Source organism: Phreatobacter sp. (assembly GCF_016793595.1).
In the GTDB taxonomy this organism is placed as follows: domain Bacteria; phylum Pseudomonadota; class Alphaproteobacteria; order Rhizobiales; family Phreatobacteraceae; genus Phreatobacter.
Genome location: NZ_JAEULY010000018.1, coordinates 1 through 15,545, shown reverse-complemented (window position 1 = coordinate 15,545; position 15,545 = coordinate 1). Strand labels below are relative to the sequence as shown.

The window sequence follows — 15,545 nt, the reverse complement described above, 5'->3', positions numbered from 1 at the left end:
CGCCTACACTCGCTTCATGTTCATCAATTTCTTCCACGACCTAAAGAAGGCGGGCGTGCCGGTGACGGTGCGCGAATATCTGACGCTGATGGAGGCGCTCGACGCCGATATCATCGAGCGTTCGCCGACCGACTTCTACTACCTCTCGCGCTCCGCGCTGGTGAAGGACGAGCGCAATATCGACAAGTTCGACAAGGTGTTCGGCGCGACCTTCAAGGGATTGGAGAGCCTCGCGGAGGGCATCGAGGTCAATGTTCCCGAGGAATGGCTGAGGAAGCTCACCGAGAAATTCCTCACCGAGGAGGAAAAGGCCCAGATCGAGGCCCTCGGCGGCTGGGACAAGCTGATGGAGACGCTGAAGAAGCGTCTCGAGGAGCAGAAGGGTCGCCATCAGGGCGGCAACAAGTGGATCGGAACGGGTGGCACCTCGCCCTTCGGCGCCTATGGCTACAACCCCGAGGGCGTCCGCATCGGTCAGGACGGCAACCGCAATTTCCGCGCGGTGAAGGTCTGGGACAAGCGCGAGTTCAAGGACTACGACGACACGGTCGAGCTCGGCACGCGCAACATCAAGATCGCGCTGCGCCGGCTGCGCAAGTTCGCCCGCACCGGCTCTCCCGACGAACTCGACCTCGACGGCACGATCCGCGAGACCGCGCGCCACGGCTTCCTCGACGTGCAGATGCGGCCCGAGCGGCGCAATGCCATCAAGGTGCTGATCTTCTTCGACGTCGGCGGCTCCATGGACTGGCACATCCAGCTCTGCGAGGAGCTGTTCTCGGCCGCCAAGGCCGAATTCAAGCACATGGAATATTTCTACTTCCACAACTGCCTCTACGAGAAGGTGTGGAAGAAGAACGTCCGCCGCTTCGACGAGACCCAGCCGACCTGGGATGTGCTGCACAAATACGGCAACGACTACAAGGTGATCTTCGTCGGCGACGCCTCCATGTCACCCTATGAGATCGCCCAGCCCGGCGGCTCGGTCGAGCATTTCAACGAGGAAGCCGGCGTCGTCTGGATGAAGCGCATCGCCGGCATCTACTCGTCCATGGTCTGGCTGAACCCGGTGAAGGAGAAGCACTGGGACTACACGCATTCCATCGGCATGATGCGCGACATCATGGAGCAGCGCATGTTCCCGCTGACGCTGGACGGACTCGACAAGGCGATGAAGGAACTGGTGCGGTAGCAGGCCCCGGCCCGAATGCCGGACCCGCGACACAGAGATTAGCGGCGAGTGCAAACCGTGCTGAGCGTGGGTTCCCCTGTCTTCTCTTTATAGACAAGCCGCGCAACGCGGCTGGACGGGTTCACGATCGTCACCGAAGCCGCAAGAAAGCCTCTGGGCGCCAGCCGCGCGGCCGGGTCGGCCTGATCGCCCGGCTGCAGAGCCCCCGAAGCCAGCGCCTGCGCCTCCTGCGGATTGGTGAACATGCAGATCAGTTGATCGGCATTGGTTCCCTCGCCGCGCGCCACGCAAGCCGACATGAGCGCGGTTGTATAACTCAGAACGCATTTTGCATTCGGCACGCTGGAATCCATCGTGCAGGTGGAGACCGAACTGCCGTCCCTGAAGAGTTGGCAGTCGAAAACCGCCGCAGAAGCGGCCGACACCAGGAGAGGAGCAATGACTACGCTCAGCCAAACCGATCTCATCGTGGTCTCCGGCCCTAGATAGAAGGGCGACACTACCGATTTCAATCTATGCGCGCATTCGGTCGACTACATATCGACGCGGCTATCGACAAGTGTCCGCTGCGGCGATACCGAGCGGACCATCAGCTTCCCTTCACCCCTGTTTCGGGTTCGCTCGACGGCATGACCCATTCCACCCCCGACGCCCTCTGGCGCGACCATGACGGCCGACCGATCTTCCGCCACCGTCCCAAGCTGGTCGGCCGCGAGATCGTCTTCACGCTGGAGGAGCGCGACCTCGCCTGGACCGACGGACGCCTCTCCGGCAAGGTTCCGCTGCATCAGATCGACTATGTCCGCCTCACCTTTCGCCCGTCCAATCTCTATCTGAAGCGCTATCGCTTCGAGCTGCGCCAGCGGCTCGGCCGGCGCATCTGGTTCTCGAACGTCTCGTGGCGCAACATGATCGAGGTGGAGGCGCACGACGACGCCTACTCCGCCTTCGTGCGCGAGGTGCTGGCCGCGGTCGCGGCTGCTTCGCCCAAGGCGCGGTTCCTCGCCGGCGAGCCGCTGTGGCGCTACATCGCCATGGTGGGGGCCAGCAGCGGCCTTGGCCTGTCCCTCGCCTATCTCGCCTTCAACGCCCTGACCACGGTCAATTGGGGCCTGATCGGTCTCGTTGCCTTCATCGGCGGCTATGCCGTCTGGCAGATGTCGCTGTGGCTGAGGAAAAATCCGCCCGCGGAGTTCAGCCCGCTGACGCCGCCGGAAGCGCTGCTTCCGGAGCCAGCTACGCCGCCGGCTTCTCCTCGCGGATGACGAGTACGGAACAGTTCGCATGGCGCACCACATGCGTCGCCGTCGAACCGATCAGATAGGTCGCAAGGCCCGGCCGGTGCGAGGCCATGACGATCAGGTCGGCTCCGGAATCCTTCGCCTCCTCCAGGATTTCGTTGGCGGCGCGGCCATGCCGGACACGGATCTGGACGCGCCCCTCTGGCAAGCCGAGGGCGCGGCCGATCGCTTCCATCGCTTCCTGCGTCTCCGACGCCTGCCGCGCGACGACATCGGCCGGCAGGTAGTGATCGACCGCCGCGTGCGGCGCGGGAATGACCGTGACCAGCGTGACCAGTGCCCCGGCTTCCCCCATCTGGCGGGCCGCCGTCACGGCCTTCTGCTCGAAGCCGAGTTCGCTCGGGTCGACCGGGCAGAGAATGGACGCGAACATGGCTGCTCCTCTTTGGCCGTAGCGGCGCACCTCGTCCCACGCGGTTCCGGCGCGCGGGCGGGCAAGATCGGCCGGAAAGGAATGGCCGAGCCGCTTTCGATCATCGTCGCAGGCCCGGCATTTCCGGCATTGAGCCACGTCAAGCCGGCGAACGGGCGTCCTCGCTCTGCCGCGTCAGCGTGATGGCGTCGCCGACGAGGTCGCGCACATCCGGCCGCGGCGCGCCGATATAGGGCAGCGGCCGCGTCACGGCGATGGCGGTAATGCCAAGCCGCGCCGTGAGCAGGCCGTTCAGCACGCCCTCCCCGAGCTTCGCGGAGAGCTTGGCCGCGAGGCCATGGCCGACCAGCTGATCGAGGATCGTGTCGCCCGCCGCCATGCCGCCGGTCAGCGCCATATGGGCGAGCACGTGGCGCACCAGCTTGAACAGGCCGAACGTTCCCGGCCTGCCACCATAAAGCTCTGCGATGCGCCGGATGAGTTGCATCGCCGTGCCGAAGACCACCGCAAGATCGAGCGCGGCGCGCGGCGAGATGGCGGTGACCACCGAAACGCGTCGCGCCGCTTCGGCAACGAGGCGCGTCGCCTCGCGGTCCAGCGGTTCGATGATCTCGCGCTCGACGATGCGCAGGCGTTGCAGGCCATCGATCACGCCGTCGGCGAAGGCGAGCGCCACGGCCGCCCTGCCCTTCGCGGTGCGGGCATTGCCGGCCATCGCCGTCACGATGTCGGCGGCGACAGCGGCCGCCGCCCGGTCGTCCTTCTCGCCAAGCGCCCTGCCGGCGCGCTGGCGCAAGTCGTCGAGCCGCCGCAAACGGCGCAGCGCCAGCATCTCCCGCCCCGCGAGGACGAGCCCCGCCAGCAGGAACAGCGCGACGGCGGCAACCCCGATCCAGCCGAGCCATTCGGCCCGCACGAAGAGATCGTCGACCAGCCGCGACACCGCCATGCCGAAGGCCAGCGAAACGATGCCGCCGAGCCCGGTCCAGAACAGCTTCACCCAGAAACCGGTCTTCGGCGGCGGGCCGGGCGGCGCAAGCTGCGCCTCGGCAGACGGGCCGGAGTGCACTGGCACCGGCGCATCGCTCGGCGGAGCGATCTCGACATCCTCGGCGTCGAGGCGGAAGGCCTGCGGGCGCTGCGGCGAATTTCTGGTCATGCGAGGCGGTCCCCGATCAGGAACTCCACGGCGCGGTCGAGGCGGATATGCGGCAAGGGCTGCGACGGGTCGGCCTTCGGCGGCAGGAAGCGCACGAAGCGGTAGTCATCGCCCCGGAACGCATCGGGTCCGGCGAAGAGCCCGGTCGGGTCGGCCGGCAGCTCACCCGGAAAGACGGCGACCTCGGACGCCCCGTCGAAGGTCTCCCCGCCGGTCGCCTCGCCCGGCATGGGTGTGCCGACGATGCAGGACAGCGGCCGGCCAAGCCGCGTGACCGTGGTCTCGCGCGTCGCCCGCAGCGAGGCAAGAGCCACCGCATCCACCCGCGCGCCCGCGAACTCGGCGCGCCTGATCGCCCTGTCGGTCAATCGCTTCAGCAGCCCTTCCAGCCGGTCGTGGCTGGTCTGGTGCAGATGATCGGCCTTGGTGGCAGCGAACAGGATGCGGTCGATCCGCCGCGACAGCATGGCGGAGAGGATCGAATTCGCGCCCGGTCGGAAGGCGGTCAGCACATCGGCCAGCGCGATTTCGAGGTCGGCAAGCGCCGCCGGCCCGGCATTCAGCGCCGCCAGCGCGTCGACCAGCACGATCTGCCGGTCCAGCGTCGCGAAATGACTGGTGTAGAACGGCATGACGACGAGGCGCTTGTAGCTCTCGAACCGCTTCTCCATCAGCGCCGCGAGGCTGTCGCCGGCGGGCTCCCGGCCTTCGAGGTCGAGCGGCGCGAAGGTCAGGGCGGGCGAACCCTCCATCTCGCCCGGCAGCAGGAAACGGCCCGGCGGCAGGGTCGAGAGCGAGACGCGCTCGTCGCGGCAGGACCTGAGGTAGGCGGTGAACAGCTCGGACAGCCTGCGCGCATCGCTCTCCGACGCCTTGTCGAAGGGCTGCGCGGCCGTCGTCGCGGCCAGCCATTGCGCCGCCAGCGCCGCGCGCGGCGGCCGGCGCGCCGCCTCGATGGCGAGGCGCGACCACTCGGCATAGCTCTGCGCCAGCAGCGGCAGGTCCAGGAGCCACTCGCCGGGATAGTCGACAATGTCGAGCGTCAGCGTCTTCTCGGAGCCGCGCATGATCCCGGCATTGGAGGCGAAATCGATGGCAAGGCGGATTTCGCTGATTCGCTTGGTGCCTTCGGGCCATTGCCGGCGGGCGGTCAGCGTCTCCAGATGGTCCTCATAGGGAAAGCGCGGCACGCCGTCGTCCGGCTGCGGCTCCAGGCGCACCCGCGCGATACGCCCCTGGGCCTGTGCCTCGAAAACCGGCCAGCGCGCGGCCGTCAGCAGGCCATGAACCAGCGCCGTGATGAACACGGTCTTGCCCGAGCGCGACAGGCCGGTCACGCCGAGCCGGAGCGTCGGGCTTACCCAGTCGGTCGCATAGGCCGCGATGGAATTGGCCGCGAGCCGGGTCTCGTTCCACCAGCCGGTCCAGACCATCTATTCGGCTTCCGGGTCCAGATCGCACGGCGCGACGAAGGCGACGAGCGTGCCACAGCCGCGCGCCAGCTGCGTCCAGCGGTCGATCGCGCAGTCGATGACGGCGAGGCCGCCGGTCGGATATTTGCGCGACAGCCGCTGGCGCAGGTCCGCCTGCCCCTCTGCGATCAGATCGTAGGCCAGGGCCTCGATGCCGGGATTGTGGCCGACGAGCAGCAGGGTCCGCACCTCGTCGCTCGTCTCGCGGATGACATTGGCGAGAACGTGAGGCGCAGCCTCGTAGATGCGCGGCTCCGGCGTCGCCGGCGGGAACCGGATCAGGCCGGCGCTGGCCAGCGCCCATGTCTCCACCGTCCGCTGCGCCGTCGACACCAGCACCTTGTCCGGCACGAAGTCCCGCTCGATGAGCACGCGGCCCATCAGCGGCGCGGCGCGGCGGCCTCGCTTGGCCAGCGGCCGGTCGCGATCGACCATGCCGTTCGGCCAGTCCGACTTGGTGTGGCGCAGCAGGATCAGCCGGCGCATGGTCACTCCCGTTCGTCTCTCATGTGAGCGAAGCGCCCCCGCGAAGCAAGGCCGCAAGGCTCCCGACAGATCAGGAGGCCCGCCGTTCCGACAGGATGAGATAGAGACCGCTCGCCACGATGACAGCCGCGCCCAGCACCACATGCGGCCCTGGCACCACCGAAAAGACGAACCAGCCGGCCGCCACCGACCAGAGCAACTGGGAATATTGCACCGGCGCCGTCACCGAGGCGGAGGCGAAGCGGAAGGCGGTCATCATGAAGAACTGCGCGATCAGCTGGATCGCCGCGACCAGCGCGATCATCGCCACAAGCCGACCCGATACGGGCTGCCAGCCGGGATAGGCGAAGGCCCCGGCGATGCAGCAGATGAACAGGTTGAAGTAGAACAGCACCGACAAAGTGCCCTCGGTGCGGCCGAGATTGCGCATCGCGACCATGGCCGAGCCCCATGTCGCGGCCGACAGCACCGCCAGCAGCGCCGCGACGGAAACGCCGGCCGGTCCCGGCCGGATGATGATGACAGCACCGACGAAGCCGATGATGACCGCGATCCAGCGATTGGGCGTCACCGGCTCGCGCAGCACGATGCCTGACAGAGCCACGACGAAGAAGGGCGTGACGAACAGGATGGCGGTGGCCACCGGCAGGTCGAGTTCGCGCAGCGCCTCGAAATAGCTGACGATGGACACGGCCGACAGGCACGCGCGCATCAGATGGGCGCCCGGACGGCGCGTCAGGATGCTTCCCGTTCCGCGAAACGCCTGCGCGGCGACGAAGGGCAACAGCAGCAGAATGCCGAAACCCGAGCGTATCGTCATGATCTGCCAGCTCGGCAGGTCAGCGACGATGATCTTGAGGATCACGTCGTTGGCCGAGATGAAGGTGAAGCAGACGAACTGACTGGCAATGGCGGCGAGCGGGCGCTCGGCCGTCTGAGGGGGCATGGCGCTGTTCTCTCCGCGCGTTGCCTCCCGGTTTAGGGTCTCCCGCGCGGAAGCCAAGGGCCGTCAGGGCATGGTGGCCGTGCGCGTACAGGCCATATGGCGGTCATGTTGGAGACGGCGCGCTAAGCGCCGCCTCATCGAGCGTCCGAAGGCCTCAGCCCTGTCGCTCCGGCGTCGTCACCGTCAGGCCTTCCATGGCGTCGGTGATCTTGATCTGGCAGGACAGGCGCGACGTCGGCTTCACCTCGAAGGCGAAGTCCAGCATGTCCTCTTCCATGTGCGAGGGCTCGCCGACCGTCGGCATCCAGCTCTCGTCGACATAGACGTGACATGTGGCGCAGGCGCAGGCCCCGCCGCATTCGGCGACGATGCCGGGAATGCCGTTCTTGATGGCGACTTCCATCACCGTTGCGCCAGTATCGGCCGAAACGGTGCGCTTTTCGCCGGTATGGTCGACAAAGGTGATCTGAGGCATGGGTCGGAGGCCTTGCTGTCTGCGCCGTGCTGGCTTGTGTCGTGAGCGCCGCCTTGCCGGCCTCGGCTGGCGCCGCTCCCGACAAAACGAAACCGCCGCTCGGCTAGTTTGCGGCGGTTCCAAACGATGCGGCTCACATAGCGAAAGCCGTGCCGGCACGCCAGAGGCGTGCCCGAATGACAGCTATTTCGGCCCGAACGCGCCGATCAGGCGGCCTTCAGGATGTCGGCGATGAAGGCATTGGCCTGCCGGACCGCATCTTCCAGCCGGCCAAGATCGTCCCAGGCCTTCGAGGAGAGATGATCGACCTGGTCGCACTCGACCGTCTCGGCCGCGGACGCCACCTGGAAGGCACCGATGCCCAGCGCCGAGCCCTTCAGCGTATGGGCCGCCTCCGCCCAGCTCTTGGCGGTGGTCGCGCCGCGCAGCCGCTCGATCATCGCCTGCGACTGCCGCTCGAACAGCACCAGCACCTCGCGCTCCAGTGCATGATCGCCGAAGGTCTGGCGGGAGAGATGGGTCAGGTCCACGGGCTTGCCGTTGCCGCCACCCGGAAAGTCGTCGCTCATCATGCGTGCCATGGTCATCGTGTCCCCGTTTTTTGACGCGGCCTTTCTGGCCTTGAGGAGGTTGTCCCTCTCTCCCCGATGCGACGGATGATCGGCGTCATCCCGGCAATGACGGGTTAAAATCGGGGTGTGGGAGCGCGGAAATGCCCGGCGCGGTTGACCGCAGGTAAATGTCAGCGGGGCGCGGCCGGCCGCCCGATCACCCGGTACCCCTCGGTCGTCAGCTTGCACACGAGCCAGTCCGGCTTGACCGGATTGGCAAACCAGGGCTCGGCCCAGCCAGCCTCGATGCAGGCCCTGATCGTCGCGCTCGGAATCTCACGGCCCTGCCGGTCGAACAGGGGGAGTTTTCCACCGGGCTGGTCCGCGCCACGAGTGAGCCAGCGGCGCTGCGCATCGGTAGGCGGAGAGTGAGGTGACGCAGCGCCCTTCGCCGTTCCGCCGTCTCTGATGCCGTCTTTCCGCGTGGACATGGTTACTCATCCGTTAACGATGATTCGGAAACTGCGGCGACTGCTGGTTTCTTTCCTAAGGACCGACCGGTAGATTACACATTGCGGCGGACCGTTGTCTGCCATCCGTGGCGTTTGCGTCCAAGAGGCACTTGGGGCGCGCGTGCCTGGGTGGGTGATGCCTGTCTGCGTGAGTTGAGGATGCGGGCGACACCATGGCGAACACTCCGAAGAAGGCTCAGGATCCGGCCGAAGCGGCTCTCGCCGCCATCCAGGATGCCCTGAATCTCGCCAACGAGGACCAGGGCAAGGCCGGGCGTGCGAATGCCCAGGCATCGGCGCCCTCGCCCGACGTCAGGGTCGACGACGACCTGTTTTCCGACACCCGCCGCTCCGATCAGGTCGTCGCGCCCAGCCAGCCGGCCGCCAACGACGATCGCCGCGACATCGCCCAATTGCTCGAGAGCCTCACGCGCAAGCCCTCCGCGACGCCGCTCTGGACCGCCCTGTTCCTCTCCATCGCCTGGGTCGGCGCCGGCCTGTTCGTCGGCTCGCGCATGTTCGCCGGCCAGATGCCGGACCTGCTCGCCCCCTCCACCCTCACCTTCGCCGCCGTCGTCTTCCTGCCCGTCCTGTTCTTCTTCGTCATGGGCGCGCTGATCCGCCGCTCGCAGGAAATGCGCCTCGTCGCCCAGGCCATGAGCCAGGTCGCGGTACGTCTCGCCGAGCCCGAGGCCATGGCGCGCGAGAGCGTCGTCTCGGTCGGCCAGGCCATCCGCCGCGAGGTCGCGGCCATGGGCGACGGCGTCGAGCGCGCGCTCGCCCGCGCGGGCGAGCTTGAATCCCTCGTCCACAACGAGGTCGCCTCGCTGGAGCGCGCCTACAGCGACAGCGAGCTGCGCGTGCGCGCGCTGATCGAGGAGCTGGTCACCCAGCGCGAGGCCATCGTCTCCAATGCCGACCGCGTCCGCGGCGCCATTACCGGCGTCCACGAGCAGCTCGCCGGCCAGATCGCCGATGCCGGCGACCAGCTGACCCGCCGCATCGACGAATCCGGCATGCGCGTCACCGGCTCGCTCGGCGAGAAGGCGGAAGCCATCACGCTGGCGCTCGGCCGCGCCGGCGACACGATGATCGACCAGATCCAGCGTCGCGGCTCCGACATCGTCGACCGCCTCGCCTCGACCAGCGACGAGGTGACCCGCGCCCTGTCGACCACCGGCGACCGCGTCACCTCGGTGCTGACCGACACCGGCAACATCGTCACCGTCACGATGGCCGATACCGGCACCACCATGGCGGCCAAGCTCTCCGAGACCGGCACGGCCATGACCAACCATCTCGCCGCGACCAGCGCCGAGATCACCCATGCCATCGCCAGCCGCGCCGACGACGTCTCCTCGCGCCTGAAGGAAACCGGCGAGAATCTCGTCGCCGAACTGTCCATGCGCTCGGGCGAGGTCTCTTCCACGCTCCGCGAGACCGGCGAGGCGCTGATCGGCGAACTCGCGACCCGCGGCGGCGAAGTCTCCTCGACCCTCAAGATTACCGGCGAAGCGCTGATCGGCGAGCTGTCCGAGCGCGGCGGCTATGTCTCCGCGACCCTCAAGGACACCGGCGAGGCGCTGATCTCCGAACTGTCGTCGCGCGGCGACTACGTCTCCTCCACCCTCAAGGAAACCGGCGAGAACCTCATCACCGAGCTCTCGACGCGCGGCCACTACGTGTCGTCCACGCTGCGCGAGACCGGCGAGAACCTGATCTCCGAACTGTCCTCGCGCGGCGGCGAGGTCACCTCGACCCTGCGCGAAACGGGCGAAGCCTTCGTCACCGAGCTGTCGACGCGCGGCAACGAGGTCACGAGCCGCCTGAAGGACACCGGCGAGAGCCTCGTCTACGAACTCTCGACCCGTGGCGGCGAGGTCAATTCGCAGCTGAAATCGACCGCCGAGACGCTGGTCTATGAGCTTTCCACCCGCGGCGGCGAGGTCACCTCGACGCTCCGCGAGACGGGCGAGGCCTTCGTGTCCGAACTGTCGCTGCGCGGCAACGAGGTCACGTCGCGCCTGCGCGACACCGGCGAGCGTCTCGTCGGCGAACTGACCGAGCGCGGCTCGGAAGTCGCGTCCAAGCTGGACACGACCGGCAGCTACGTCGCCGAGACCATCACCGTGCGCGGCGGCGCCCTTGCCGATCGCATCGCCGAGACCGGCGACAAGCTGCACCAGACCGTCACCACCCACGGCGACGAGCTGGACAAGCGCCTCGCCGTCACCGGCCAGCTCATCGCCGAGGCGATCACCCAGCGCACCGCCGAGGCCAAGGGCGCCATCGGCGATGTCGGCATCCAGGTGGTCGAGAGTCTCACGGAGAAGGCGCAGGACGTGCAACTCGCCCTGCACCGCGCCTCCGAGACGGTCACGACAGCCATTTCCGAACGCACCGCCAACCTGCGGCAGGAGATCGAACTGGCCGGTACCGACGTGCTTGCGAGCTTCGCCTCGCAGGGCACCGACCTCACCCAGCGCATCGGCCATATCGGCGCCGAGGTCACCAATGCCCTCTCCGCGCGCGGCGAATTCGTCACCCAGCGCATGGAAGAGACGGCGGCGCAGATCTCCGGCGCCGTCGCCGACCACGGCGAGGCCATCGTCACCCGCATCGCGCAGAACGTCATCCAGCTGGACGATGCCATCAACCGCCACACCTCCGGTTTCGAGGCGCGCGTCGCCCAGCACACCGGCGCGCTGGAAGATGCGTTCAGCCGCTATGCCTCGGGCTTCGACACCAGCGCCGCGCACCACACGGCCCATATCGAGGACGTGTTCACGCGCCACACCGCCGATTTCGTCACGCGCCTCGGCAACCACACGGCGCGGATCGACGAGACGCTGACGCGCCACACCGGCAGCCTCGACGGTCGCATCGGCCAGCATGCCTCCGTCATCGAGGAGAGCCTGTCGCGCCACGCCGCGGCCTTCGAGGATGTCTTCGGCCGCCATGCTGGCGACATCGACGGGCGCGTCGGCCAGCACGCCTCCGCCATCGAGGAAAGCCTGTCGCGCCATGCGACGGCCTTCGAGGACACGTTCAGCCGCAACGCCGGCACTCTCGAAGGGCGCATCGGCCAGCACGCCTCGGCCATCGACGAGACGCTGTCGCGCCACGCGAACCTGTTCGAGGACACGCTCAGCCGCCACACCGGCAATCTCGACGGCCGCATCGGCCAGCACGCCTCCTCCATCGAGGAGAACCTCGCGCGCTACGCATCGAACTTCGACGAGGCTTTCGGCCGCCACACGACTGCGTTCGAGGGCCGTGTCGCCCACTACGCGACCGGCATGGAGGACGCCGTCTCCCGCCACGCCCTCAATCTCGAGGATGCGGTGGGCCGCCTGTCGGCCGATTTCGAGGCCCGCGTCGGCGGCCATGCGACGACCATGACCGAGTCCGTCGCCAACCATGCCGCCCTGCTCGACCACAAGCTGACCGGCCATATCGCCGCCCTCGACCAGACGATCTCGGGCAAGGGCACCGCCCTCGCCGACCGGATCGCCGGCGATGCCCGCGAGTTCGCCGATCGCGTCGCCCAGCAGTCGACGGAGATCACCGAGGCCCTCGACGGCCGCCTCGCCCGCATCGACCAGGCGCTGGACACCCGCGCGCAGGCGTTCAACGCCACGCTCGCCAGCCGCACGCTGGAACTCGCCCAGGTTCTGGGCGAAGGCGGCAAGGCGGTGACCGAAGCTCTGGAGAACAAGTCGGCGGAGATCACCTTCAACCTCACCGCCAAGTCGGACGAGATCACGTCGACGCTGGCCTCGAAGTCGGACGAGATCGCCAACACGCTGGCGACCCGCTCCGGCGAGATCACCTCGACGCTCGCCAGCCGCTCGGACGAGATCGCCTCCAACCTGACCACCAAGTCGGACGAGCTGGCACGCCTGCTCAACGACAAGTCGGACCAGATCGTCTACAATCTGACGTCCCGTTCCGAGGAAATGGCCCGCGACCTCGCGACCAAGTCGGACCAGATCGCGCAGAACCTGGCGACCACGTCGGCGGACATCGCGCAGAACCTTGCCGCCCGCTCCGAGGACATCACCCGCGTCCTGTCCGACAAGTCGGCGGACGTGACCTACACGCTGGCGGTCAAGTCCGGCGAGATCACCCGCCTGCTCACTGACAAGTCCGACGAGGTGGCCTATTCGCTGACCGCCAAGTCGGAGGAGATCACCCGCCTTCTGTCCGACAAGTCCGACGAGGTGACCTACACCCTCACCTCCAAGGCGGACGTCATCACCACCACGCTGTCGGAGAAGGCCGACGAGATCAACCGGACGCTGGGCGGCCGGGCGATCGAGGTCGCGGAGACGCTGGACACCCGCGTCGCCCGCTTCGAGGAGGTCGTGGTCGGCCGCCTCGAGACTGTCTCGCAGTCGCTTGACGCACGCGGATCGCATATCGCCGAGACGCTCACCGACAAGGTCGAGGCCGTCACCGCGACGCTGCGCGCCAATGCCGACGAGGTCGAGCGCACGCTCTCGACCATTTCGACCGACATCACGCAGGGCCTCTCGACCCGCGTCAACGAGATCAACGCGGTGCTGGGTGCCCGCTCGGCCGAGCTCGCCTCGCTGCTCGACGATCGCGGCAGCAACCTCGTCGAACGGCTCGCCGAAAACGGCCTGCAGGTCACCGGCGAGGTCAGCCGCGTTGGCGATCTCGTGGTCCGCACGCTGGAGAACCGCGGCAACGCCATCTCCGAGATCATCGGCCAGAAGGGCGCGGAGATCACCCGCACTCTGTCGCAGACCGGCGTCGACGTGACGCGCGGCATCGCCGACTCCTCCGAGCAGGCCACGCGCCTGCTGGCGGAGAGTTCGGAGAGCTTCCGCGCCAATGTCGAGACCGGCGCGCGCGAATCCGTACTCGCCCTCACCTCGACCAACGAGCAGCTGCGCGGCGAGATCAACGCCGTCATCTCGCGCCTCGGCGAGACCAACGGCTCGCTGCGCGAACTCGCCGGCCAGACCGAGACCAACCTCGCCGCCATCAACGACCAGCTCGGCGAGCGCATCGGCCAGTTCGCGGCCTCGGTCGAGACGGCCTCCTCGGCCGCCGAGACCTCGACGCGCGTGCTCAACAGCCAGGTCGGTCAGCTTTCGACGGTGGCGACCGCCGTGCTGCGCGACATCGGCTCGCTGGCCGAGCGCTTCGACAACCAGGCCCGGCTCCTCAGCGCCGCCGCCGAACAGGTCGAGGACATGCAGGGTCGCCTCGACGCCTCGCTCGACTCGCGCCGCGAAATCATCGAGGCGCTGGTCGGCCACCTCGCCTCCAAGACCGAGGACATGGACAATCTCGTCCGCTCGTTCACGGCCCTCCTCGACGACAATCTGGGCTCGGCCGAAAGCCGCGCCCGCGAGATCGGCCGCGTGCTGGTCGAATCGACCAACCAGACGACCCAGGCCATCTCCGAGCAGGCCGAGACCCTGCGCCTTGCCACCGGCAAGGAGCGCGAGCGCACGACCCACGCCATGCGCTCGGCCTACGAGCAGGCGACAGGCGAGATGAACGCGCTGTTCCGCGAGGCTGCGGAGCGGTTCGAGACGCTCACCTCCGGCATGAAGGCGATGACCTCCGAAATCCAGCGGGAGCTCGCCGAAACGCGAACCGAACTGACGCGCGGCATGGTGGAGATCCCGAAGGAGACGCAGGAGAACGCCGCCGCCATGCGCCGCGTCGTCGCCGACCAGATCAAGGCCCTGGCCGAGCTGAACGACATCGTCGCCAAGTCTGGACGCGCCTACGACGTCACCGACGCCTCCCCTGCAACGCCCCGCCGCGCGATGCGCGACGAGCCGACCGTGCCGCTGCGCGGCGCGGTCGCCGAAGCGCCCCGCGCCGAGCCCACGCGCACCGAGGCGCCGCGCGTCGAACCGGTGCGCGAGACGCCCCGCCAGCGCACGCCGGAGCCGCGCCGCGAAGCCGAGCCCCGCCGCGAGACAGCGCGCGTCGAGGCGCCGAAAGCAGCCGACCGCAATGCCGGCTGGCTCTCGGACCTCCTCGCCCGTGCCTCGGAGGATGGCGACAACCAGCCGATGCGCACCGCGTCGCGCCGGAACCCGCCGCCGGCTGCCCTCGACAATCTCGACGCGCTGTCGTCGGACATCGCCCGCATGGTCGATCATGACGCCGTGGTCGAGCTGTGGGACCGCTGGCGCCGCGGCGAGCGCAACGTCTTCTCGCGTCGCCTCTACACGGCCCAGGGACAGCAGACCTTCGACGACCTGCGCCGCCGCTATCGCCGGGAAAGCGACTTCCGCGACACCGTCGACCGCTACATCGACGAGTTCCAGCGGCTGCTCGCCGATGTCGACCGCAACGACCGCGACGGCTCGCTCGCCCGGTCCTACCTGACGTCGGAGACGGGCAAGGTCTTCACCCTGCTCGCCCATTCGAGCGGCCGGTTCGACTGAGCCGAACGGGCGATAGCCATGCCTCGGCGGCTGCGCGATCCTCTCGCGCAGCCGGCGCTTCCGCCGGGCGCGACGGCGTGAGGGGCAGCCCATGAAGCTCGAAGGCGGATGTTACTGCGGCGGTCTACGCTACCGGGCCGAGGGCAAGCCGATGTTGCGCGCCCAGTGCCATTGCCGCGCCTGCCAGCACATTTCCGGCGGCGCCCCGAACATGTTCATGCTGATGCCGCCCGACGGCTTCAGCTACACGGCAGGCACGCCGAAAACGTTTACCCGCAAGGATCTCGACAACCCGGTGACGCGCGAATTCTGCGCCGAATGCGGCACGCATGTCGCGACGCGGCGGCCCGGCCTGCCCATGGTGATCCTGAAGGTCGGCACTCTGGACAATCCCGCCGATTACGGCATGCCGCAGATGGCGATCTTCACCGCGGAGATGCAGCCGTTCCACTGCATTCCCGAGGGGCTGCCCTGGTTCGAGGGGCTGCCGCCGACCCGCTAGGGTCCGTACTCGATAAGCTCTGGCGAGGATCGATCATTGCTGATTCAAGGCTCCTGGAAGGAGTCTTGGGATGGCGAAGCGGGTTCAATGGCTGAGTGATGAGGAATGGGCTCGTATCGAGCCTCTGTTGCCGCGT

General features: G+C 67.9%; 13 protein-coding genes. 4 read left to right on the top strand and 9 right to left on the bottom strand.

Annotated elements, in window-relative coordinates; all coding sequences use genetic code 11:
- Positions 1 to 16: 16 nt before the first annotated feature.
- Positions 17 to 1,192, top strand: coding sequence for a vWA domain-containing protein (locus JNK84_RS18500; RefSeq protein ID WP_293426457.1), 1,176 nt, complete (start codon positions 17 to 19; stop codon positions 1,190 to 1,192).
- 38 nt (positions 1,193 to 1,230) lie between these two features.
- Here JNK84_RS18500 and JNK84_RS18495 read toward each other — a convergent pair whose 3' ends face one another.
- Positions 1,231 to 1,659, bottom strand: coding sequence for a hypothetical protein (locus JNK84_RS18495; protein ID WP_293426455.1), 429 nt, complete (start codon positions 1,657 to 1,659; stop codon positions 1,231 to 1,233).
- 162 nt (positions 1,660 to 1,821) lie between these two features.
- Between JNK84_RS18495 and JNK84_RS18490 the strand changes: the two genes are divergently transcribed.
- A complete protein-coding gene (locus JNK84_RS18490; RefSeq protein ID WP_293426452.1) occupies positions 1,822 to 2,457 on the top strand; it encodes a hypothetical protein in 636 nt (211 codons plus the stop codon).
- Here JNK84_RS18490 and JNK84_RS18485 read toward each other — a convergent pair.
- The 8 genes from JNK84_RS18485 to JNK84_RS18450 form a co-directional block, all read right to left on the bottom strand.
- Positions 2,429 to 2,866 (bottom strand): universal stress protein, encoded by a 438-nt coding sequence (locus JNK84_RS18485; protein WP_293426449.1) that lies wholly within the window; start codon positions 2,864 to 2,866, stop codon positions 2,429 to 2,431. The genes JNK84_RS18490 and JNK84_RS18485 overlap by 29 nt on opposite strands.
- Positions 2,867 to 3,005: 139 nt before the next feature.
- Positions 3,006 to 4,025, bottom strand: a complete 1,020-nt coding sequence (locus JNK84_RS18480) for a YcjF family protein (RefSeq protein ID WP_293426446.1) — start codon at positions 4,023 to 4,025, stop codon at positions 3,006 to 3,008.
- Entirely contained in the window at positions 4,022 to 5,458 is a 1,437-nt protein-coding gene (locus JNK84_RS18475; protein ID WP_293426443.1) for a YcjX family protein, read from the bottom strand. Before JNK84_RS18475 ends, JNK84_RS18480 begins: the two co-directional genes overlap by 4 nt.
- Positions 5,459 to 5,983, bottom strand: a complete 525-nt coding sequence (locus tag JNK84_RS18470) for a SixA phosphatase family protein (RefSeq protein ID WP_293426440.1) — start codon at positions 5,981 to 5,983, stop codon at positions 5,459 to 5,461.
- A gap of 70 nt (positions 5,984 to 6,053) precedes the next feature.
- A complete protein-coding gene (locus JNK84_RS18465; RefSeq protein ID WP_293426438.1) occupies positions 6,054 to 6,929 on the bottom strand; it encodes a DMT family transporter in 876 nt (291 codons plus the stop codon).
- 154 nt (positions 6,930 to 7,083) lie between these two features.
- Positions 7,084 to 7,404: a 2Fe-2S iron-sulfur cluster-binding protein gene (locus JNK84_RS18460; protein ID WP_293426435.1), complete on the bottom strand. Its 321-nt coding sequence runs from the start codon at positions 7,402 to 7,404 to the stop codon at positions 7,084 to 7,086.
- A 206-nt stretch (positions 7,405 to 7,610) separates the two neighbouring features.
- Entirely contained in the window at positions 7,611 to 7,985 is a 375-nt protein-coding gene (locus JNK84_RS18455; RefSeq protein ID WP_293426432.1) for an Hpt domain-containing protein, read from the bottom strand.
- Positions 7,986 to 8,146: 161 nt separating this feature from the next.
- The gene (locus JNK84_RS18450; protein ID WP_293426429.1) at positions 8,147 to 8,446 is read right to left on the bottom strand and encodes a hypothetical protein; all 300 of its coding nucleotides are present in this window, start codon (positions 8,444 to 8,446) and stop codon (positions 8,147 to 8,149) included.
- Between the two features lie 194 nt (positions 8,447 to 8,640).
- On the opposite strand from JNK84_RS18450, the gene JNK84_RS18445 reads away from it, so the two are divergent.
- Both JNK84_RS18445 and JNK84_RS18440 read left to right on the top strand, forming a co-directional pair.
- Entirely contained in the window at positions 8,641 to 14,907 is a 6,267-nt protein-coding gene (locus tag JNK84_RS18445) for a hypothetical protein (protein ID WP_293426426.1), read from the top strand.
- Between the two features lie 91 nt (positions 14,908 to 14,998).
- On the top strand, positions 14,999 to 15,409 hold the full coding sequence (locus JNK84_RS18440) for a GFA family protein (protein ID WP_293426423.1): 411 nt from the start codon (positions 14,999 to 15,001) through the stop codon (positions 15,407 to 15,409).
- Positions 15,410 to 15,545 lie beyond the last annotated feature (136 nt).

Excerpts from the sequence above, each read along its gene's own strand:
- JNK84_RS18500 (WP_293426457.1), top strand. The coding sequence starts at position 17 with ATGTTCATCAATTTCTTCCACGACCTAAAGAAGGCGGGCGTGCCGGTG.
- JNK84_RS18495 (WP_293426455.1), bottom strand. The coding sequence starts at position 1,659 with ATGAGATCGGTTTGGCTGAGCGTAGTCATTGCTCCTCTCCTGGTGTCG.
- JNK84_RS18490 (WP_293426452.1), top strand. The coding sequence starts at position 1,822 with ATGACCCATTCCACCCCCGACGCCCTCTGGCGCGACCATGACGGCCGA.
- JNK84_RS18485 (WP_293426449.1), bottom strand. The coding sequence starts at position 2,866 with ATGTTCGCGTCCATTCTCTGCCCGGTCGACCCGAGCGAACTCGGCTTC.
- JNK84_RS18480 (WP_293426446.1), bottom strand. The coding sequence starts at position 4,025 with ATGACCAGAAATTCGCCGCAGCGCCCGCAGGCCTTCCGCCTCGACGCC.
- JNK84_RS18475 (WP_293426443.1), bottom strand. The coding sequence starts at position 5,458 with ATGGTCTGGACCGGCTGGTGGAACGAGACCCGGCTCGCGGCCAATTCC.
- JNK84_RS18470 (WP_293426440.1), bottom strand. The coding sequence starts at position 5,983 with ATGCGCCGGCTGATCCTGCTGCGCCACACCAAGTCGGACTGGCCGAAC.
- JNK84_RS18465 (WP_293426438.1), bottom strand. The coding sequence starts at position 6,929 with ATGCCCCCTCAGACGGCCGAGCGCCCGCTCGCCGCCATTGCCAGTCAG.
- JNK84_RS18460 (WP_293426435.1), bottom strand. The coding sequence starts at position 7,404 with ATGCCTCAGATCACCTTTGTCGACCATACCGGCGAAAAGCGCACCGTT.
- JNK84_RS18455 (WP_293426432.1), bottom strand. The coding sequence starts at position 7,985 with ATGGCACGCATGATGAGCGACGACTTTCCGGGTGGCGGCAACGGCAAG.
- JNK84_RS18450 (WP_293426429.1), bottom strand. The coding sequence starts at position 8,446 with ATGTCCACGCGGAAAGACGGCATCAGAGACGGCGGAACGGCGAAGGGC.
- JNK84_RS18445 (WP_293426426.1), top strand. The coding sequence starts at position 8,641 with ATGGCGAACACTCCGAAGAAGGCTCAGGATCCGGCCGAAGCGGCTCTC.
- JNK84_RS18440 (WP_293426423.1), top strand. The coding sequence starts at position 14,999 with ATGAAGCTCGAAGGCGGATGTTACTGCGGCGGTCTACGCTACCGGGCC.